The sequence below is a fragment of the Pseudomonas sp. LBUM1645 genome, assembly GCF_059716185.1.
Window position 1 is genome coordinate 5,216,290 of the sequence record NZ_CP166811.1, and the last position, 20,285, is coordinate 5,236,574.

The 20,285-nt window shown below is 57.9% G+C and carries 17 protein-coding genes; 5 read left to right on the forward strand and 12 right to left on the reverse strand.

From position 1 onward, the window contains the following. Positions 1-19: 19 nt before the first annotated feature. From ACA079_RS23545 to sdhC, 5 genes are all read right to left on the reverse strand, one after another. Entirely contained in the window at positions 20-2,851 is a 2,832-nt protein-coding gene (locus tag ACA079_RS23545; RefSeq protein WP_497701127.1) for a 2-oxoglutarate dehydrogenase E1 component, read from the reverse strand. Positions 2,852-3,110: 259 nt separating this feature from the next. Then, positions 3,111-3,815: a succinate dehydrogenase iron-sulfur subunit gene (locus ACA079_RS23550; RefSeq protein ID WP_008148594.1), complete on the reverse strand. Its 705-nt coding sequence runs from the start codon at positions 3,813-3,815 to the stop codon at positions 3,111-3,113. An 11-nt stretch (positions 3,816-3,826) separates the two neighbouring features. After that, positions 3,827-5,602, reverse strand: a complete 1,776-nt coding sequence (gene sdhA / locus ACA079_RS23555) for a succinate dehydrogenase flavoprotein subunit (RefSeq protein ID WP_046048042.1) — start codon at positions 5,600-5,602, stop codon at positions 3,827-3,829. Between the two features lie 3 nt (positions 5,603-5,605). Next, the gene (sdhD, locus tag ACA079_RS23560) at positions 5,606-5,974 is read right to left on the reverse strand and encodes a succinate dehydrogenase, hydrophobic membrane anchor protein (RefSeq protein ID WP_027922414.1); all 369 of its coding nucleotides are present in this window, start codon (positions 5,972-5,974) and stop codon (positions 5,606-5,608) included. Beyond that, positions 5,968-6,342 (reverse strand): succinate dehydrogenase, cytochrome b556 subunit, encoded by a 375-nt coding sequence (gene sdhC, locus ACA079_RS23565; RefSeq protein ID WP_033053500.1) that lies wholly within the window; start codon positions 6,340-6,342, stop codon positions 5,968-5,970. Before sdhC ends, sdhD begins: the two co-directional genes overlap by 7 nt. 363 nt (positions 6,343-6,705) lie before the next feature. Here sdhC and gltA point away from each other — a divergent pair, with 363 nt between their 5' ends. Next, positions 6,706-7,995, forward strand: coding sequence for a citrate synthase (gene gltA, locus ACA079_RS23570; protein ID WP_008148584.1), 1,290 nt, complete (start codon positions 6,706-6,708; stop codon positions 7,993-7,995). 924 nt (positions 7,996-8,919) lie between these two features. Here gltA and ACA079_RS23575 read toward each other — a convergent pair. From ACA079_RS23575 to ACA079_RS23585, 3 genes are all read right to left on the reverse strand, one after another. Continuing rightward, the gene (locus ACA079_RS23575) at positions 8,920-10,578 is read right to left on the reverse strand and encodes a cation acetate symporter (protein WP_497701128.1); all 1,659 of its coding nucleotides are present in this window, start codon (positions 10,576-10,578) and stop codon (positions 8,920-8,922) included. Next, positions 10,575-10,886 carry a DUF485 domain-containing protein gene (locus tag ACA079_RS23580; RefSeq protein ID WP_129442278.1) on the reverse strand — a complete coding sequence of 104 codons (312 nt, stop codon included), beginning with the start codon at positions 10,884-10,886 and terminating at the stop codon, positions 10,575-10,577. The genes ACA079_RS23575 and ACA079_RS23580 overlap by 4 nt, the downstream gene beginning before the upstream one ends. A 238-nt stretch (positions 10,887-11,124) precedes the next feature. Then, positions 11,125-11,976: a glycine betaine ABC transporter substrate-binding protein gene (locus ACA079_RS23585; RefSeq protein WP_497701129.1), complete on the reverse strand. Its 852-nt coding sequence runs from the start codon at positions 11,974-11,976 to the stop codon at positions 11,125-11,127. Positions 11,977-12,276: 300 nt separating this feature from the next. On the opposite strand from ACA079_RS23585, the gene ACA079_RS23590 reads away from it, so the two are divergent. Then, positions 12,277-13,866: a glycoside hydrolase family 17 protein gene (locus ACA079_RS23590; protein ID WP_497701130.1), complete on the forward strand. Its 1,590-nt coding sequence runs from the start codon at positions 12,277-12,279 to the stop codon at positions 13,864-13,866. Positions 13,867-13,995: 129 nt separating this feature from the next. Here the strand turns inward: ACA079_RS23590 and ACA079_RS23595 are convergent, their stop codons facing one another. Beyond that, on the reverse strand, positions 13,996-14,364 hold the full coding sequence (locus ACA079_RS23595; protein WP_497701131.1) for a hypothetical protein: 369 nt from the start codon (positions 14,362-14,364) through the stop codon (positions 13,996-13,998). A gap of 224 nt (positions 14,365-14,588) precedes the next feature. On the opposite strand from ACA079_RS23595, the gene ACA079_RS23600 reads away from it, so the two are divergent. Continuing rightward, positions 14,589-15,887, forward strand: a complete 1,299-nt coding sequence (locus ACA079_RS23600; protein ID WP_415770558.1) for a serine/threonine protein kinase — start codon at positions 14,589-14,591, stop codon at positions 15,885-15,887. Then, the gene (locus tag ACA079_RS23605) at positions 15,880-16,668 is read left to right on the forward strand and encodes an MlaA family lipoprotein (protein ID WP_497701132.1); all 789 of its coding nucleotides are present in this window, start codon (positions 15,880-15,882) and stop codon (positions 16,666-16,668) included. The genes ACA079_RS23600 and ACA079_RS23605 overlap by 8 nt, the downstream gene beginning before the upstream one ends. Before the next feature lie 175 nt (positions 16,669-16,843). Here the strand turns inward: ACA079_RS23605 and ACA079_RS23610 are convergent, their stop codons facing one another. Beyond that, the gene (locus ACA079_RS23610; RefSeq protein ID WP_497701133.1) at positions 16,844-17,758 is read right to left on the reverse strand and encodes a DUF808 domain-containing protein; all 915 of its coding nucleotides are present in this window, start codon (positions 17,756-17,758) and stop codon (positions 16,844-16,846) included. Between the two features lie 134 nt (positions 17,759-17,892). On the opposite strand from ACA079_RS23610, the gene ACA079_RS23615 reads away from it, so the two are divergent. Then, positions 17,893-18,513, forward strand: a complete 621-nt coding sequence (locus ACA079_RS23615) for a TetR/AcrR family transcriptional regulator (RefSeq protein WP_497701134.1) — start codon at positions 17,893-17,895, stop codon at positions 18,511-18,513. 63 nt (positions 18,514-18,576) lie between these two features. Here the strand turns inward: ACA079_RS23615 and ACA079_RS23620 are convergent, their stop codons facing one another. Both ACA079_RS23620 and ACA079_RS23625 read right to left on the reverse strand, forming a co-directional pair. Then, a complete protein-coding gene (locus ACA079_RS23620) occupies positions 18,577-19,644 on the reverse strand; it encodes an alpha/beta hydrolase (protein ID WP_497701135.1) in 1,068 nt (355 codons plus the stop codon). A 99-nt stretch (positions 19,645-19,743) separates the two neighbouring features. Beyond that, positions 19,744-20,184 (reverse strand): GlcG/HbpS family heme-binding protein, encoded by a 441-nt coding sequence (locus ACA079_RS23625; RefSeq protein ID WP_497701136.1) that lies wholly within the window; start codon positions 20,182-20,184, stop codon positions 19,744-19,746. Between the last annotated feature and the right edge of the window lie 101 nt (positions 20,185-20,285).

The following is a 20,285-nucleotide window of genomic DNA, read 5'->3' on the forward strand; positions in this document are numbered from 1 at the left end:
TTTCAGGTGCGCGAAGGCGTTAAACAGTAAAGGCGTCTTGCAGCAGTTTTTCCTGCTGCTCAGCGTGCATCGATGCATAACCACAAGCAGGTGCAGCAGAAGCATCACGACCGGCGTACTCGAGAAAGAGTGCTTTGTTGTGATTGCCAACGATGCGGCGCATGTGGTGTTGGCTGCAGTACCAGGCACCCTGGTTCATCGGCTCTTCCTGACACCAAACGATATGTTTGAGGTTGGTGTACGGAGCCAGGACTTCGTTCAAGTCGTCCTCAGGGAATGGGTACAGCTGCTCGATACGCACGATGGCGATGTCATCACGACCTTCGGCACGGCGTTTTTCCAGCAGGTCGTAGTAGACCTTGCCGCTACACAGAACAACGCGCTCGACCTTTTTCGGGTCTTGGACATCGATTTCCGGGATAACGGTCTGGAACGAACCTTCGGCCAGATCTTCCAGGGTCGAGATGGCCAGTTTGTGACGCAACAGCGACTTCGGAGTCAGAACGATCAACGGCTTGCGCAGCGGGCGAATCACCTGACGACGCAGCAAGTGGTAGATCTGAGCCGGTGTAGTCGGTACGGCTACCTGAATGTTGTGCTCGGCGCACAGTTGCAGGTAACGCTCCAGACGAGCCGAAGAGTGCTCCGGACCCTGACCTTCATAACCGTGCGGCAGCAGCATGGTCAGACCGCAGAGACGGCCCCACTTGTGCTCGCCACTGGTGATGAACTGGTCGATAACCACTTGGGCACCGTTGGCGAAGTCGCCGAACTGGGCTTCCCAGATCACCAGCGCCTCAGGCGTGGTGGTCGAGTAACCGTATTCGAACGCCAGCACGGCTTCTTCGGACAGGAACGAATCGTACAGGTCGAAACGTGGCTGGCCTTTGTACAGGTTTTGCAGCGGGACGTAGGTACCCGCGTCTTTCTGGTTGTGCAAGACAGCGTGACGGTGCGAGAACGTACCGCGACCGATGTCCTGACCCGTCATGCGAATCGGGTGACCTTCGAACGCCAGGGTCGCGTACGCCATGGTTTCGGCGTAACCCCAGTTGATCGGCAGGCCGCCGGCTTGCATTTTCTGACGGTCTTCGTAGATTTTCGAGACCTGGCGCTGAACCACGAAGCCTTCCGGAATTTCCAGCAGCTTGGCGGACAGTTCCTGCAAGGTTTTCAGATCGAAGCGAGTGTCGTGACGCGCGGTCCAGGCGTGGCCCAGATACGGACGCCAGTCCACGAACAACTCTTTGTTCGGCTCTTTGACCAGGCTTTTTACAACATGCAGACCGTTGTCCAGCGCATTGCGGTATTCGTCGACTTTCGCCTGAACACGTTCAACGTCCAGCACACCGCTCTGAGTCAGACGATCGGCATACAGCTCACGGGTGGTGCGCTGTTTGGTGATCTGCTGATACATGATTGGCTGGGTGCCGCTTGGCTCGTCGGCCTCGTTGTGGCCACGACGACGGTAGCAGACCAGGTCGATCACCACGTCACGCTTGAACTGCATGCGGTAGTCGATGGCCAGCTGGGTCACGAACAACACGGCTTCCGGATCATCACCATTCACATGGAGGATCGGCGCCTGGATCATCTTCGCAACGTCGGTCGCGTACTCGGTGGAGCGCGAGTCCAGCGGGTTGCTGATGGTGAAACCGACCTGGTTGTTGATCACGATGTGCACGGTGCCGCCGGTCTTGAAACCGCGGGTCTGCGACATCTGGAAGGTTTCCATGACCACGCCCTGACCGGCGAATGCCGCGTCACCGTGGATGGAGATCGGCAGAACCTTCTCGCCGGTAGGGTCGTTACGACGATCCTGACGGGCGCGAACCGAACCCTCGACCACTGGAGATACAATTTCCAGGTGGGACGGGTTGAAGGCCATGGCCAGGTGAACTTCACCGCCGGTGGTCATGACGTTGGACGAGAAGCCCTGGTGATACTTAACGTCACCGGAACCCAGCTCGACCTTCTTCTTGCCTTCGAACTCGTCGAACAGCTCGCGCGGGTTCTTGCCGAAGGTGTTGACCAGCACGTTCAGACGACCACGGTGGGCCATGCCGATGACGATTTCCTTGGTGCCGTAGGAGCCGGAACGCTGGATCAGCTCGTCGAGCATCGGAATCAGGCTCTCGCCGCCTTCCAGACCGAAACGCTTGGTACCCGGGTATTTGGTACCCAGGTATTTTTCCAGACCTTCGCCCGCGGTGACACGCTCAAGCAGGTGGCTCTTGATGTCGGCAGAGTACGTCGGACGGCCGCGCACGCTTTCCAGACGCTGCTGGAACCACTGGCGCTGCTCGGAATCGGTGATATGCGTAAATTCAGCGCCGATGGTGCGGCAATATGTCTGCTGCAACGCTTCGTGAATTTCGCGTAGGCTCGCCTCCTCTTTGCCGATGAACAGGTCGCCGGCACGGAAGGTCGTATCAAGATCGGCATTGGTCAAGCCGTAATGATTGATCGACAGGTCTGCAGGTGCAGGACGCTGCCACAGCCCCAGCGGGTCAAGCTGGGCTGCCTGGTGGCCACGCATACGGTAGGCCTGGATCAATCGCAGCACTTCAACTTGCTTCTTCTCGTGCTCACTGCTCACGCTGCCGGCGGAAACCGGTTGGGCGCGGCGCTGGTTCTTTGCCAGCAAGACGAAATGATCGCGAATTGTGGAGTGCGAAACATCGGTGGCAGTGTTGCCGTCAGCAGGCAACTTCTGAAAGTAGGTGCGCCACTCTTCTGGCACAGCGTTAGGGTCGTGCAGGTAGAGCTCGTAGAGCTCTTCCACATAGGCAGCGTTACTACCGGATAGGTAGGCGCTGTTCCACATGCGCTGCATCACGCTTTCTTGCATGCTTGGTCACCCTCGGTTAGGGGAACACCACCGGCGTCGACACCGAGCACGCTTGCAGAAGTCCGAATGCAGCGACTAAAACAAGCCACTTAGGATCACGCTGATAGTCCGGGTACCAGCCCGGATGCCCCTGCTTGTCTCATTTCTTCAAAATAAGAGCCGCAGCCTTATAAGCTGCTGCTCAGGTTAAAACTACGGCGCCGGTTGAAGCCTGCGCCGTAGCATCTACGGGTACAGCGGTCCTACAGGTACTGCTGAATCACACGCCGCTTTGCAGCAGCATGTTACGTACGTGACCGATGGCCTTAGTCGGGTTCAGGCCTTTCGGGCAGACGTTGACGCAGTTCATGATCCCGCGGCAGCGGAATACGCTGAACGGGTCATCCAGCGAAGCCAGACGCTCGGCAGTCTTGGTGTCGCGGCTGTCTGCCAGGAAGCGATACGCTTGCAGCAGGGCAGCTGGACCCAGGAACTTGTCCGGGTTCCACCAGAAGGACGGGCAAGAGGTCGAGCAGCAAGCGCACAGGATGCACTCGTACAGACCGTCGAGCTTTTCACGCTCTTCAGGGGTCTGCAGACGTTCGATGGCCGGAGCCGGCGTGTCGTTCTGCAGGTATGGCTTAACTTTTTCGTATTGCTTGTAGAAGATGCTCATATCGACGACCAAGTCACGGATAACCGGCAAACCTGGCAGAGGACGAACGATCAGCTTGTTACCTTTTACGACAGCGGACAGCGGCGTGACGCACGCCAGACCGTTTTTGCCGTTGATGTTCATGCCGTCGGAACCGCAAACACCTTCACGGCAAGAGCGACGATAGGAGAAACCTTCGTCCTGCTCTTTGATCAGGGCCAGCACGTCCAGCACCATCAGGTCTTTACCACCGGTATCGACCGAAAATTCCTGCATGAACGGCGCAGCGTCCTGATCAGGGTTGTAGCGATAAACACTGACTTGCAACATGGCGGCCACCCTTAATAAGTCCGAATCTTAGGTTCAAAAGTCGGAACAGTCTTCGGCGAGAAGTTCACAGCACGCTTGGTTACGCGCTTGTCACCCGGGAAGTACAGGGTGTGGCACAGCCAGTTTTCGTCGTCGCGATCTTCGTAGTCTTCACGGGCGTGAGCGCCGCGGGACTCTTTGCGGATCTCTGCGGCGATGGCGGTAGCTTCGGCCACTTCCAGCAGGTTCTGCAATTCCAGAGCTTCGATACGAGCGGTGTTGAACGCCTGGCTCTTGTCGTTGATCTTGACGTTGGCGATACGGCCACGCAGATCAGCCAGCTGAGCAATACCCTTCTGCATGTATTCGCCGGTACGGAATACACCGAAGTAGTTCTGCATGCAGCTTTGCAGCTCTTTACGCAGGGTGGCGACGTCTTCGCCTTCGGTACGCGAGTTCAGGCCATCGAGACGTGCCAGGGCAGCGTCGATGTCGGACTGGCGAGCGCGGGTGTAGTCGACGCCTTCTTTCAGGGTCTGTTCCAGGAACAGGCCGGCTGCACGACCGAATACCACCAGGTCGAGCAGCGAGTTGCCGCCCAGACGGTTGGCACCGTGAACCGATACGCAGGCCACTTCGCCTACTGCGAACAGACCCGGGATGATCTGGTCAACGCCGTCGGCGTCCTGAGTGATTGCCTGACCGTGAATGTTGGTCGGCACGCCGCCCATCATATAGTGGCAGGTTGGAACGACCGGAATCGGCGACACGGCTGGATCGACGTGGGCGAAGGTCTTGGACAGTTCCATGATGCCTGGCAGACGGCTGTGCAGAACTTCTTCACCGAGGTGATCGAGTTTCAGCATTACGTGGTCGCCATCCGGACCGCAACCGTTGCCGGCGATGATTTCTTTAACCATCGAGCGAGCAACAACGTCACGACCAGCAAGGTCTTTGGCGTTCGGAGCATAACGCTCCATGAAACGCTCGCCGTGCTTGTTGATCAGGTAACCGCCTTCACCGCGGCAGCCTTCAGTAACCAGTACACCGGCGCCGGCGATGCCGGTCGGGTGGAACTGCCACATTTCAATGTCTTGTACCGGCACGCCAGCACGCAGAGCCATGCCGACGCCGTCACCGGTGTTGATCAGGGCATTGGTGGTGGACGAGTAGATACGGCCTGCACCGCCAGTCGCCAGTACAGTGGCGTTAGCGCGGACGTAGGAAGTTTCGCCGGTTTCGATGCAGATGACGATCATGCCGACAAAGGCACCGTCTTCGTTCTTCACCAGGTCGACGCCGTAGTATTCGTTGAGGAATACGGTGCCGGCCTTGAGGTTGGCCTGGTACAGGGTGTGCAACAGTGCGTGACCGGTACGGTCGGCAGCGGCGCAAGTACGTGCAGCCTGGCCACCTTTACCGAAGTCTTTCGACTGACCGCCGAACGGACGCTGATAGATGCGGCCTTGTTCGGTACGGGAGAACGGCAAGCCCATGTGCTCGAGCTCGAAGACCGCTTCCGGGCCTACGGAACACATGTATTCGATAGCGTCCTGGTCACCGATATAGTCGGAACCCTTGACGGTATCGTACATGTGCCAGCGCCAGTCATCGTTCGGATCTGCCGAGGCGATGGCGCAGGTGATGCCACCCTGGGCGGATACAGTGTGCGAGCGAGTCGGGAAAACCTTGGTAACTACGGCAGTCTTGTGACCACCTTGTGCCAGCTGCAGAGCAGCGCGCATGCCAGCACCGCCGCCGCCAATAATGATGGCGTCGAACGAAAGCGTATTAACTGTAGTAGACATGAATCAGATACCCCAAAGAATCTGCACACCCCAGACGAAGTACGCGAACATCGCGACGCCGCATACTGCCTGGAAGAGGAAACGTATTGCAGTCGCGGACTTGCCGAACGCCATTGGCGTCAGGTAGTCGGTCGCGATGGTCCACATGCCGACCCAGGCGTGAGCGCCGAGGGCAACGAGGGCCAGGAGACTGAAAATACGCATCCAGTTGCTTGCGAACAGTTCATGCCATTGGGCGTAGCCGATGCCAGGATGGGCAACGACGTATCCGATCAGGAAGATGAAGTAAGCCGCGAGAACGACCGCAGACACACGTTGTGCCATCCAGTCATAGAGGCCCGAACGCGACAGGTTCGTGACGTTAGTTACCATATCCAAACTCCTGCCAGAACGATTACCACCACGGAAACGGCGATAACGATTTTCGAGCCCAGTTTGCCGCCCTCAAGCGACTCGCCGATGCCCATGTCCATCATCAAGTGGCGCACACCGGCAACCAAGTGATACAGCAAGGCGGACAGGATGCCCCATGTCACTAGCTTGGCTAGCGGACTGGTCAGACACGCTTTCACCTGACCGAAGCCTTCTTCCGAGTCGAGCGACTTGTCCAATGCATAAAGCATGATGGCCAGGCTGACAAAGAGGATGATTCCGGAGATTCGGTGAAGAATGGACGTGTAAGCAGTGACTGGGAGTTTGATGGTCCTTAGGTCTAGGTTTACAGGTCGTTGGCTATTCACGGCTTTTTTTCACACTGAAGAGCCCCTAACAATCAGGGCAAAGTTGTTGGGGAGTGCACTGGTCAGGTACCCACCACCCAGGGAGTGCGACCCCCAGTAAAGCAGGCCCAAAAGCCCCTGGCGGTCGGAGGCCGAGTATAGACAGTTAGGCTACTAATGACAACGCAATCGCCTTCCCCTAATAGCTCATTGCACAAGTCGTATAAAAGGCGTAAATGGCAGTCAATTTCGAGGAAAAAGTCCGGTTAAAGCCTTCTGGAGCAAGACTTTAGGCAAATTGACATTCGAATTTATCTCACTATAGTGGTGCGGGCCCTGCGTGGGGGGTCTGTCTGATGATTTCAAGCATAAATAGGAGGCCACATGGCTGACAAAAAAGCGCAGTTGATCATCGAGGGCGCAGCCCCCGTCGAGCTGCCCATTTTAACCGGCACCGTTGGTCCCGATGTTATCGATGTTCGGGGCCTGACGGCCACGGGCCGTTTCACCTTTGACCCTGGTTTCATGTCGACAGCTTCCTGCGAGTCGAAGATCACCTATATCGACGGCGACAACGGCATTCTGCTGCACCGCGGCTACCCGATCGAACAGCTGGCTGAAAAGTCGGACTACCTGGAAACCTGCTATCTGCTGCTCAACGGCGAATTGCCGACCGCAGAACAGAAGGCCCAGTTCGTCAGCACCGTAAAGAACCACACCATGGTTCACGAGCAGCTGAAGACGTTCTTCAACGGTTTCCGTCGCGACGCCCACCCGATGGCCGTCATGTGCGGTGTAGTCGGCGCCCTCTCGGCCTTCTACCACGACTCCCTGGACATCAATAACCCGCAGCATCGCGAAATTTCCGCGATCCGCTTGGTTGCCAAGATGCCGACCCTGGCAGCGATGGTTTACAAGTACTCCATGGGTCAACCCATGATGTACCCGCGCAACGACCTGACGTACGCGGAAAACTTCCTGCACATGATGTTCAACACCCCGTGCGAGATCAAACCGATCAGCCCGGTGCTCGCCAACGCCATGGACAAGATTTTCATCCTCCATGCCGACCACGAGCAGAACGCATCGACGTCCACCGTACGCCTGGCCGGCTCTTCGGGTGCCAACCCGTTCGCCTGTATCGCCGCCGGCATCGCTGCACTGTGGGGCCCTGCCCACGGCGGCGCGAACGAAGCTGTTCTGACCATGCTCGATGAAATTGGCGATGTGTCGAACATCGACAAGTACATCGCCAAGGCCAAGGACAAGAATGATCCGTTCAAACTGATGGGCTTCGGTCACCGGGTTTACAAAAACCGCGACCCACGCGCAACAGTCATGAAGCAGACCTGCGACGAAGTGTTGAAGGAACTGGGCATCACCAACGATCCGCAACTCGAACTGGCCATGCGCCTGGAAGAGATCGCCCTGACCGACCCATACTTCATCGAACGCTCGCTGTACCCGAACGTCGACTTCTACTCGGGGATCATCCTCAAGGCGATCGGCATTCCAACCAGCATGTTCACCGTCATTTTCGCCCTGGCGCGGACTGTCGGCTGGATCTCCCACTGGAAAGAAATGCTCTCCAGCCCGTACAAGATTGGCCGTCCGCGCCAGCTGTACACCGGCTACGAGTCGCGTGACATCACCAAGCTGGAAGACCGCAAATAAGACCTGTCTTGCGATAACGTCTTGAGTTGCACCGGGAACGGCCTCTATTTATATAGAGGCCGTTTTTGTTTGTGCGGTCTCAGCGGCCTGAGGGCCGACTGGGTTTTTGGTCGTGTACATATCCATTTCTGCGGTAACGGCGGATTATGGTTTCGCTTTTACAGCGACTCACTTTTCCAGACGCCGAAAAGTAAGCAAAAGGCTTCGCCCCGGCGTACGGCGCCTCGCTAAAGCTCCGCGTTCCCTCGCTCCGGTATCCATCAGGGGGCATCGCCTACGGTCTGCTTCGCGACGACCTCCTCTCGATGTGTGCGGCTTCGCCGCACGGCGCTACGCGCCTAACCCCCTGATGAACACCTCCACTCGGCCTGCCGAAGGGGCGAAAGATCAAGATCAAGATCAATGTCAAAAGCCAAAGCCAAAGCCAAAGCCACAGCAAGATCAAAAGATCGCAGCCTCGTTTCACTCGACAGCTCCTACAGAGGATGGGTGTACCCCCGCTTCTCACCACTCAACAGCCGAGCGTTAGCTCGCCTGCAGCTCTTGATCTTGATCCACCCGCCCCTTCGGGAGGCTGAGTGGAGGTGTTCATCTGGGGGGCAGGCGCGCAGCGCCGTTCGACGCAGTCGAACACATCGAGAGGAGGTCGAAGCGAAGCCGACCGTAGGCGATGCCCCCAGATGAATGCCGGAGCGAAGGAACGCCGAGCCTAAGCGAGGGGCCGGACGCTCGGGGCGAGCCTTTTTTTGCTTACTTATTTTTGGCGTTTGAAAAAAAAGTGAGTCGCCGTAAGGGCGAAACCCTAAGTGGCCGTTACCGCAGCAACGGATATGCACACAACCAAACCGCCCAACAAAAAAATGCCCCGATCTCTCGACCAGGGCATTTCTATTCAACACAACTTACCTAAGCAAACCCGAAGCCTTAGTGAGCAACCGCCCCACTCGCCCCCAAGCCCGTCTGCGAACGAACAAACTGAGGGAAGAACAGCGCCCGCTCATTGTCAGCCGCGGTCGACTTGTCAGTGATCGAGAAGAACCAGATCCCGATAAACGCAATGGCCATGGAGAACAACGCCGGGTACTCATACGGGAAGATAGCCTTCTCGTGATGCAGGATCTGCACCCAAATGGTTGGCCCAAGGACCATCAAACCAACGGCACTGATCAGACCCAACCAGCCGCCGATCATCGCACCACGCGTGGTCAGCTTCTTCCAGTACATGGAAAGCAGCAGCACCGGGAAGTTACAGCTCGCCGCGATGGAGAACGCCAGGCCCACCATGAACGCGATGTTCTGGCTTTCGAACAGAATGCCCAGACCGATCGCCAACACACCCAAACAGACAGTGGTGATTTTCGAGACGCGGATTTCATCCTTGTCGTTGGCCTTGCCCTTCTTGATCACACTGGCGTAAAGGTCGTGAGACACCGCCGTAGCACCGGCCAGCGTCAGACCGGCAACAACTGCCAGAATGGTCGCAAACGCGACTGCCGAGATGAAGCCCAGGAAGATACTGCCACCCACCGCGTTAGCCAGGTGCACCGCCGCCATGTTGTTGCCGCCCAACAGCGCGCCAGCAGCATCTTTGAAGGCAGGATTGGTGCTGACCAGCAGGATCGCGCCGAAGCCGATGATGAACGTCAGGATGTAGAAGTAACCAATGAAGCCGGTTGCATACAGCACGCTCTTGCGAGCTTCTTTCGCGTCACTCACGGTGAAGAAGCGCATCAGAATGTGCGGCAGGCCAGCGGTACCGAACATCAGTGCCAGGCCAAGCGAGAATGCCGAAACCGGATCTTTCACCAAACCGCCCGGGCTCATGATCGCCTCACCTTTAGGGTGAACCTTGATCGCCTCGGAAAACAGCAAGCTGAAGTCGAAGTTGACGTGCTTCATGACCATCAGCGCCATGAACGTAGCACCGGACAGCAGCAACACTGCCTTGATGATCTGCACCCAAGTGGTCGCCAGCATGCCGCCGAACAACACGTACATGCACATCAGGATACCGACCAGGATCACGGCAACGTAGTAGTCGAGACCGAACAGCAGCTGAATCAGCTTGCCGGCACCGACCATTTGCGCGATCAGGTAGAACGCCACCACCACCAGCGAGCCGCAAGCGGACAGCGTGCGGATCTGGGTTTGCCCAAGGCGGTAGGACGCCACGTCGGCAAAGGTGTATTTACCCAGGTTACGCAGGCGCTCGGCGATCAGGAACAGAATGATCGGCCAGCCCACCAGGAAGCCGATCGAGTAAATCAGGCCGTCGTAGCCAGAGGTGAACACCAGGGCGGAAATACCCAGGAAGGACGCCGCTGACATGTAGTCACCGGCAATCGCCAGACCGTTCTGGAAGCCGGTGATCTTGCCACCCGCCGCATAGTAGTCAGCCGCCGAATTGTTGCGCTTGGAGGCCCAGTAGGTGATGCACAGGGTCAGACCAACGAACGCGACGAACATCAGGATCGCGGAAACGTTGAGCGGTTGTTTGTGCACTTCGCCGGTCAGGGCTTCACCTGCCCAGACGACAGGTGCAAAGGCTGCGATGCTCAATAGAGCCATTAGACGCCGGATCATTGCTGAGCCTCCTTGAGAATCGCATTGTTCAGGTCGTCGAATTCGCCATTGGCGCGTCGTACGTAGATTGCAGTCAGGATAAAGGCCGAGAGAATCAGCCCGACACCAATCGGTATCCCCCAGGTAATCGAAGACTCGGGGCTGATTTTCGCCCCCAGAATATGCGGCCCGTAAGCAATCAAAAGGATGAATCCGGAGTAAAGCCCAAGCATGATCGCCGAAAGAATCCAGGCGAACCTTTCTCGCTTACTAACCAGCTCCTTGAAGAGCGGGCTGTTTTGAATCGAGAGGTAAATGCTGTCGTTCATTGTTTTTATCCTCGCAGCACAGATGAAGTTGGAACGTTATCCACTCTATGCGGCTACGGAACTGGTTCCAGACGACCTTAGTATTAGAACGACATGACAGCTTTGCCTTTTTTCAGCACATAATAATTAGCCTGCTTTGCACCCAAGTTCTCTCTGCAAGAATCCGCGAATGCAAAAGGCCGCTTGGCAGTGATACCAAGCGGCCCTGTAAGGTGCTGACCAGACGCGTCAGCTCAAATCATTTGGTCCAGTCTGCAACGCGTTCCGGGTGTTTGGCCACCCAATCCTTAGCGGCGGCTTCAGGTTTGGCACCATCCTGAATGGCCAACATGACTACACCGATTTCGTCTTTCGACGCCCACTGGAAGTTCTTCAGGAACTTGGCAACTTCCGGAGCCTTGGTTGCCAGTTCTTTGCTGCCGATGTTGTTTACGGTTTCAGCCGCGCCATAAACGCCTTTCGGGTCGTCCAGGAAGCGCAGTTTCCACTTGGCGAACATCCAGTGCGGCACCCAACCGGTGACGGCAATGGATTCGTTCTTCTTCTCGGCACGGGTCAGCTCGGCAATCATGCCGGCGCCGGAACTGGCCTTGAGTTGATACCCGGTCAGATCGTAGTCCTTGATCGCCTGCTCGGACTTGAGCATCACGCCCGAACCGGCGTCGATGCCGACGATGCGTTTTTTGAAGCTCTCGTCGGTTTTAAGATCTTCAATGGATTTGGCTTTGACGTACTCCGGCACGATCAGGCCGATTCTCGCGTCCTTGAAGTTAGGACCGTAATCGACGACTTGATCCTTGTTCTTGGCCCAGTATTCACCATGCGTCACAGGCAGCCACGCAGACATCATGGCATCGAGTTTGCCAGTGGCCACACCCTGCCACATGATCCCGGTGGCGACTGCTTGCAGTTTCACGTCATAACCGAGTTTCTGCCTGATCACTTCAGCGGCCACGTTGGTCGTGGCGACACTGTCCGACCAGCCGTCGACATAACCGATAGTCACTGCCTTGCCTTCGGCGCTGGCTACAGTAGAACTGATCGCCAGCACCAAAGCGGCACCTGCGCCCAAGAGTCGTCGCATCTTCATCGTTACTTCCCCGAAAGTGCTGCGCTCGACGGATGCCGAGTCGCGTCAACGTATTGTTATGGTGCACAGCGCCCCCATCACGCCCACCGCAAACTCATCCGAACATCAGCGCGATTTATCAATGAGAGCACTGATGCGTCGATAATCAACCTCAAGACAATGGCGACCTTCTCTGCCAGCGACCTCAAGGCATCGAGAAACGACATCAGAACGCCATTAATCTAGACCACTGGAAGTCCGTCGGCCAATCCGCCCAAACATTGCATGTCAAAATCATGCAGGCCACCAAGCACGCGGCAAATGAAGGTAACATGCGCGGCTTTGCTCCCAGACGGCCTGACCATGCCCGCGACATCCCGCTTTCCTTTTTTTGCTTATCTATTCGCTTGCCTGCTGGGGCTTTTTGCCCTTGGTGGCTTCTGGTACGGCCTCGGTAAACCGGTGGTGCTGCCGGACGTGGCCAGCGCGACGCACAAGCTGCAATGCGCCTCCTACACCCCGTTCGACAAGGACCAATCGCCGTTCGATCAGCCGTTCAAGCTGCGCCCCGAGCGCATGGACGCCGACCTCGCGCTGCTGGCCAAAAGCTTCGAATGCATCCGCACCTATTCCATGACCGGCCTCGAGGCCCTGCCCGACCTGGCGCGCAAGCACGGGCTGAAACTGATGATCGGCGCCTGGGTCAACAGCAACCCGGTGGACACCGCCAAGGAAGTCGACCTGTTGATCGCCTCGGCCAACGCGAACGCGGACGTGGTGACCTCAGTGATCGTCGGCAATGAAACCCTGTTGCGCAAGGAAATCACCGGCGCGCAGCTGGCCAAGCTCATTGATAAAGTCAAAAGCCAGGTCAAACAGCCTGTCACTTACGCCGACGTCTGGGAGTTCTGGCTCAAACACCCGGAAGTCGCCCCGGCGGTGGATTTCCTGACCATCCATTTGTTGCCGTACTGGGAAGATGATCCGTCGAACATCGATGCCGCCCTGCAGCATGTGGCCGAAGTACGTCAGGTGTTCGGCAACAAGTTCGCACCCAAGGACGTGATGATTGGCGAAACCGGCTGGCCCAGTGAAGGCCGTCAGCGTGAGACCGCCCTGCCGAGCCGGGTCAATGAAGCCAAGTTCATTCGCGCTTTTGTCATCATGGCGGAGCAGCAAGGCTGGCATTACAACCTGATCGAAGCGTTCGACCAGCCGTGGAAACGCGCCAGCGAAGGTGCGGTCGGTGGTTACTGGGGCCTGTTCGATGCCGATCGCCAGGACAAGGGCGTGCTCGCCGGTCCGGTGTCGAACGTGCCTTACTGGACGCAGTGGCTGGTGGTGGGTGGTTTGATCTTCCTTGGCACGCTGATCCTCGGCGGCCGTGTACGCAGCACTCGCGCAGCGCTGGTTCTACCGCTGCTGGGTGCGCTGGCCGCTTGCTCGATTGGCGCCTGGGGTGACCTGGCCCGTGTCACTACGCGGTTTACCAGTGAATGGTTGTGGGTCGCTTTGCTGACGGCTTTGAATGTGTTGGTACTGGCCCATGCGGCACTGACCCTGAGCGCTCGCACTGGCTGGCGCGGACGGGCGTTCAATGCGCTGGAACGTCGGGCGGGCTGGTTGCTCGCTGTGGCCGGGTTTGCCGCTGCGGTGACGATGCTGGAGCTGGTGTTCGATCCGCGTTATCGCAGCTTCCCGAGTGTTGCATTCATCCTGCCGGCGCTGGTCTATCTGTGCCGCCCGGTGAGCGTGCCGCGTCGGGAGATTGCCCTGCTGACCTTCATCATCGGTGCTGGCATTGCGCCGCAGCTGTATCGTGAAGGGTTGCAGAATCAGCAGGCTTGGGGTTGGGCGCTGGTGAGTGTGTTGATGGTTGCAGCGTTGTGGCGCAGTTTGCGGGTTCGCTAGGGGTAAATTTCAGCGAGCCTGATGGCCTCATCGCGAGCAAGCTCGCTCCCACAGGGATCTTTGTCGTACACAAATTCTGTATTCGCTGAAGAAACCTGTGGGAGCGAGCTTGCTCGCGATGACGATCTATCAGGCGCTGCGGGAAGCCCTGACCAAACGCAAAGCAGCAATCACTACCGCAAAAACAGCCAAAGTCGTGTTGTACAACGCCAACGCCGGAAACCCGAACACCAGCGCCAGCACGGCCAACCACCACCCTGCCCGGCCCGGCAGCACAAACCCAATAACAGCTGCCGCCAATGCCGCGAAGCCCAGGACATTGAAGTGAATCATCAGGCCCAGGCTCGAACGAACCTGGCATTCCCAGCGACTCGCTTCGTCCACGCAGATGCCGACCCATTGAGCATCCTCCATAAAGCCATAACGCGCGCCATAACTGGCGGCCAGCCATAATGGCAGGAGAACGAGCAGTAGAATCACAGGCAGACGGCGGGACATGAAGCACTCCAATAAACGAAAACGGCGGCCAGCTTAATCCCCCGCCAGCGGTAAGCAAACGCGTGTAAGAGATAATTGGTCACGAAATCGCTGCAAAGTGTATCGTCCAGCTACTATTACTCCGAAATTAGGCCTGATTGGTGCCGATCCATGGCACTTTGGCGCAAACCCCGTGGTCATAGCCTGCGAACTTCATTCGGCACCTTTCTCTAAGGGATCTAGTCATGCTCCGTTCCTTGCGCTTCGCCGCCCTGTTTGGCGGCCTTATTTTGAGTGCGTCCGCACTGGCGGTAGACATCGACGCCGCCAGTTATGGCTACCCCTTGACCAATCCGTTCGAGGCGACCATTGCCACGACACCGCCGGACTTGCGCCCGGAGTTGCCGCTGGACGACGACATCGATCAGCAGACACGCAGCGTTACCTTGCGCCCGGAGCGTGCATTCGAACTGCCGGACAACTTCTGGCCGGTCAAAAAGCTGACCTACCGCATCGCCACGCAAGACAAGGCAGCACCGCTGATCTTTCTGATCGCCGGCACCGGCGCGCGCTATGACAGCAGCCTCAACGAATACCTGAAAAAGCTCTACTACAAGGCCGGCTACCACGTGGTGCAACTGTCGTCGCCGACCAGTTTCGACTTCATGAGCGCCGCCTCACGCTTTGCCACGCCCGGTATCACCAAGGAAGACGCCGAAGACATGTACCGGGTGATGCAGGCCGTGCGGGCGCAAAACCCGAACGTCGCCGTCACCGATTACTACCTGACCGGCTACAGCCTGGGCGCGCTGGACGCGGCATTTGTCGCACACCTGGATGAAACCCGCCGCAGCTTCAACTTCAAGAAAGTCTTGCTGCTCAACCCGCCGGTCAACCTCTACACCTCGATTACCAACCTGGACAAGCTGGTCCAGACCGAGGTCAAGGGCATCAACAACACCACCACTTTCTACGAGCTGGTGCTGGACAAACTGACCCGCTACTTCCAGCAGAAAGGCTACATCGACCTCAACGATGCCCTGCTCTACGACTTCCAGCAGTCCAAGCAGCACCTGAGCAACGAGCAGATGGCCATGTTGATCGGCACTTCGTTCCGCTTCTCGGCAGCCGACATTGCCTTCACCTCGGACCTGATCAACCGTCGCGGCCTGATCATTCCACAGAAATACCCGATCACCGAAGGCACCAGCCTCACGCCGTTCCTCAAGCGCGCACTGCAGTGCGACTTCGACTGTTACATCACCGAACAGGTCATCCCGATGTGGCGCGCCCGCACCGACGGCGGCAGCCTGCTGCAACTGATCGACCAGGTCAGTTTGTATGCACTCAAGGATTACCTGCACGACAGCCCGAAAATCGCCGTCATGCACAACGCCGACGACGTGATTCTCGGCCCTGGCGACCTTGGTTTCCTGCGCAAGACCTTTGGCGATCGCTTGACCGTTTATCCACTGGGCGGCCATTGCGGCAACCTTAATTACCGCGTCAACAGCGACGCCATGCTGGAGTTCTTCCGTGGCTAAATATCTCCTGCTTATCGCAGCGTTACTCTGTGCAGGCGTCGCCAATGCCGACAACAGCAAAGCCAACGCACCGGTTGTGATTGACAGTGACGGCTTCAAGGAGCCGTTGAGCAAACTCAAATTCAACCCAGGGCTCGATCAGCGCGAGTTCGAACGCTCGACGCTTAACGCGCTGAACGTCTACGACCCGTTGGAAGAGTGGAACCGCCGCGTCTACCACTTCAACTACCGTTTCGACCAATGGGTGTTCCTGCCAGTGGTCGATGGCTATCGCTACATCACGCCGAGCTTCCTGCGCACCGGTGTCAGCAACTTCTTCAATAACCTCGGTGACGTGCCGAACCTGTTGAACAGCCTGCTGCAGTTCAAGGGTCAGCGCTCGATGGAAACCACCGCGCGCCTGCTGCTCAACACCACCGTCGGCATCGCCGGCCTGTGGGACCCGGCCACCGCCATGGGTCTGCCGCGCCAGAACGAAGACTTCGGCCAGACGCTGGGCTTCTACGGTGTACCGGGCGGCGCCTACTTCGTGCTGCCGATCCTCGGCCCTTCGAACATCCGCGACACCGGGGGCCTGGCGGTCGATTTCACCGCAGAGTCGGCGATCAACTTTCTGAACGTCTCCGAAGTCAGCGAAAACCATCCGGAAATCTGGGTCCTGCGTGGCGTCGACAAGCGTCACCAGAACAGCTTCCGCTATGGCCAGCTGAACTCGCCGTTTGAGTACGAGAAGGTGCGCTACGTGTACACCGAGTCGCGCAAGTTGCAGATCGCCGAGTAATTCATCGGCAACAAAAAAGGCCATTCGATGCGAATCGAATGGCCTTTTTCATGCCCGATGGATCAGACACTCCTCTCTCCTGTAGGAGCCGAGCTTGCTCGCGATGGCGGTGTAACGGCCAACATAGATGTTGAATGTTATGGCCTCATCGCGAGCAAGCTCAGCTCCTACAGGTTCAGCTTTTGACTGAGCGCCAGATTTTGCTCGCCGCCATGACGCCGGCCAACACCACCGCCCCCGCCACAATCCCCGCCACCGCATTCAGCAACGTCGGCACGATAAACCCGGCACCGCCCGCCCCTGCGCTGACACTCTCAATCCAGTGATGAACCACCGGCACGCCGTGGGTGAGAATTCCGCCACCCACCAGGAACATCGCCGCCGTGCCGATCACCGACAGGCTTTTCATCATGTACGGCGCCGCACGCAGGATCCCGCCGCCGATGCTCTTGGCCATCTGCCCAGGCTTCTGAGTCAACCACAAGCCGAGATCGTCGAGTTTGACGATGCCGGCCACCAGGCCATACACGCCGATAGTCATGACGATGGCAATGCCCGAAAGCACGATGACTTGTTGGGTCAGCGAAGCATCCGCCACGGTACCGAGGGTGATCGCGATGATTTCTGCAGAGAGAATGAAGTCGGTGCGGATGGCGCCTTTGATCTTGTCCTGCTCGAACGCCACCAGATCGACCGCCGGATCAGCCACGGCCTCGACCAACTCAGCATGCTCGGCCTGGTCTTCAGCCTTGCTGTGCAGGAATTTATGCGCCAGTTTTTCGAAACCTTCGAAACACAGGTAAGCGCCGCCGATCATCAACAACGGTGTGACCAGCCAGGGAATGAACGCGCTGATGGCCAACGCCGAGGGCACCAGGATCAGCTTGTTGAGAAACGACCCCTTGGCCACCGCCCACACCACCGGGATTTCCCGCTCGGCACGCACACCGGAAACCTGTTGGGCATTGAGCGCCAGATCGTCGCCGAGCACGCCAGCCGTCTTCTTGGCGGCCATTTTGGTCATCAACGCCACATCGTCGAGTACCGCGGCGATGTCGTCTATCAGTAACAGCAAACTGCTTCCTGCCATGAATCAGGTTTCCTTCTTGAATAGATGCCGCGCAGCATAACGCGGCCGGGTGCCGCACGGGGCATTCTTGAGCGCCGCGCGAGGCCGGTGCTACCATGCGCAACCGCCAGAACAGGCAAGGAACCCCCTGGTTTATGAGCACCATCCGCGAGCGCAACAAAGAACTGATCCTGCGTGCCGCCAGTGAAGAATTTGCCGACAAGGGCTTCGCTGCGACCAAAACCAGTGACATCGCAGCCAAGGCGGGATTGCCCAAGCCCAACGTCTACTACTACTTCAAATCCAAGGAAAACCTCTACCGCGAGGTCCTGGAAAGCATCATCGAGCCGATTCTGCAGGCCTCGACACCGTTCAATGCCGACGGCGTGCCCAGTGAAGTGCTTAGCGGCTACATCCGCTCGAAAATCCGCATCTCCCGCGACCTGCCCTTCGCCTCCAAGGTGTTCGCCAGCGAAATCATGCACGGCGCCCCGCACCTGAGTGCCGATCTGGTTGAACGGCTCAACGGCCAGGCCAAGCACAACATCGACTGCATCCAGACCTGGATCGACCGCGGCCAGATCGCCCCGATCGACCCCAACCATCTGATGTTCAGCATCTGGGCCGCGACCCAGACCTATGCCGACTTCGACTGGCAGATTTCCGCGGTGACCGGAAAGGCCAAGCTCGATGAGGCCGACTATGAAGCGGCGGCGCAGACGATTATCCGGTTGGTGCTCAAGGGGTGTGAGCCGGACCGCCAGACCACGGCATAACGAAAAGATCGCCAGCGCCTACACCGAGCTCACGCTTGGACAGGATCTGGCGATCTTTTGATCTTAAGCTTCGCTACCCATCATCCAGCGCAACGCTTGCGGCAACGATGTGCGCCAGTCGTCAGGGAACGTGTGCCCAGCATCATGAGTGCTGGATTTAACCTCGTTACCGTCACTGAACAACTTGCGGAAATCAGTGCTCATCTGTTGATTGCCCGGCCCTTCCAGCTTGCCATTAATCACGAACACCTTTTTCCCGTGAGCCTTGCTTGTCGTCGGCGTCGGCTGCATGCCACCGGGCGACAGCAGCAGCGCGCCGGCGTAATCGTCCGGGTGCTGCGCCAACAGCGCACCGGCATGTTGCGAGCCTTGGGAGAACCCCATCAGGTAAACATGCTTGCGGTCGATGCATTGCTGCGCCGCCAATTCTTTCAGGCCGTTCTGTACCGCTTTATGCGTGCCTTCAAAGCCTGGGCCGATCCAGCGGAAGCTGTCGACAGCGTTGATCATTTCAGTGCCGTTGATGCCCAGGACGATCGCCCCGGTGTCCGCGAGCGGCTGATAATCCTCATCGACCTCGCCATTGACGCCGTAACCATGCAACCAGACCAGCACCGGCCGGCATGCTGCGGGTACGGGAACACTGGCGGGAGGATTGAGCACCGAAATCGCACCGACCTTGCCTGGCGCGATTTTTTGATAGCGCTGCTGGGCATTGGCCAACACGCTTTTGTAGGTGGATGTTTGGCGCAGATCGGCGAAGTCTTCGTCACCCGCCAACAGCGGGCCGAACCACATCCCTCGATCATCGGCCTCCTTCAGAAAGCGCTCCGCCAGTTTGTCATCGCCGCGACGGGCAAACAGCGCCGCCACCTGATAGGGCGCCAACAATTGCTTGGGATCTTCACGGCTGGCCGCCAGGTAAACAGCGATGGCCTGCAAGGTATCGGTGTCTTCGAGCTTCTCGGCTCGGGCCATTAATTCGTCAGCGTCTTCGCTGTTGAGTAACGCGGTGACCACCGGGCTGAGTGCCTGGAAGGCGATGTCATCGGCGTCCAGCGTTTCGGCGTGCAGAAAGGGAGTACTGAGGGTCATGGCCGCAGCCAAAGTGATGCCAAGAAGCGTCTTCACGCATATCTTCCTTGATAAAAAAACGAGAGGGGCGGCAGTCTATCGACGCCACCCCTCTTCGTCACCACCGCTCTACCGGCAGTATCGATTTATTTCATATCAGGCCGCCACTCCCGCATCCGCACGCAACCCCGACGCCTCAATCGCGTTGATCGCACATTGCTCATCAACATCAGAAAGATCACCGCTGATACCAACAGCCCCCAGCACGTTCCCGTCCTGATCCCGAATCAAAACGCCGCCCGGTGCCGGGACGACGCTGCCCTGCCCCAGACTATTCAAAGCGGCGATAAACGCCGGTCGTTGTTGTGCGTCCAGCGCCAGCAGGCGTGAGCCTTTGCCCAGGGCGATGGCGCCCCAGGCTTTGCCGATGGCGATCTGCGGGCGCAGCAGGCTGGCGCCGTCTTCACGCTGCAGGGTGACCAAGTGTCCACCCGCATCCAGTACTGCGATGGTCAATGGAGCCGCCGAGATTGCACGCCCTGCGGAGATAGCCTGATTGGCCAGGTTGACTGCGACTTTCAAGGTTAAAGCGCTCATGGTGCCGTCCTCATTTTGTTATAGGGAAAGCTGCTGGACTGCGTTTTGTTCAGAAGTCCGATGCAACAAATAGAACACAATGAGTTATTTTTTTGTATACA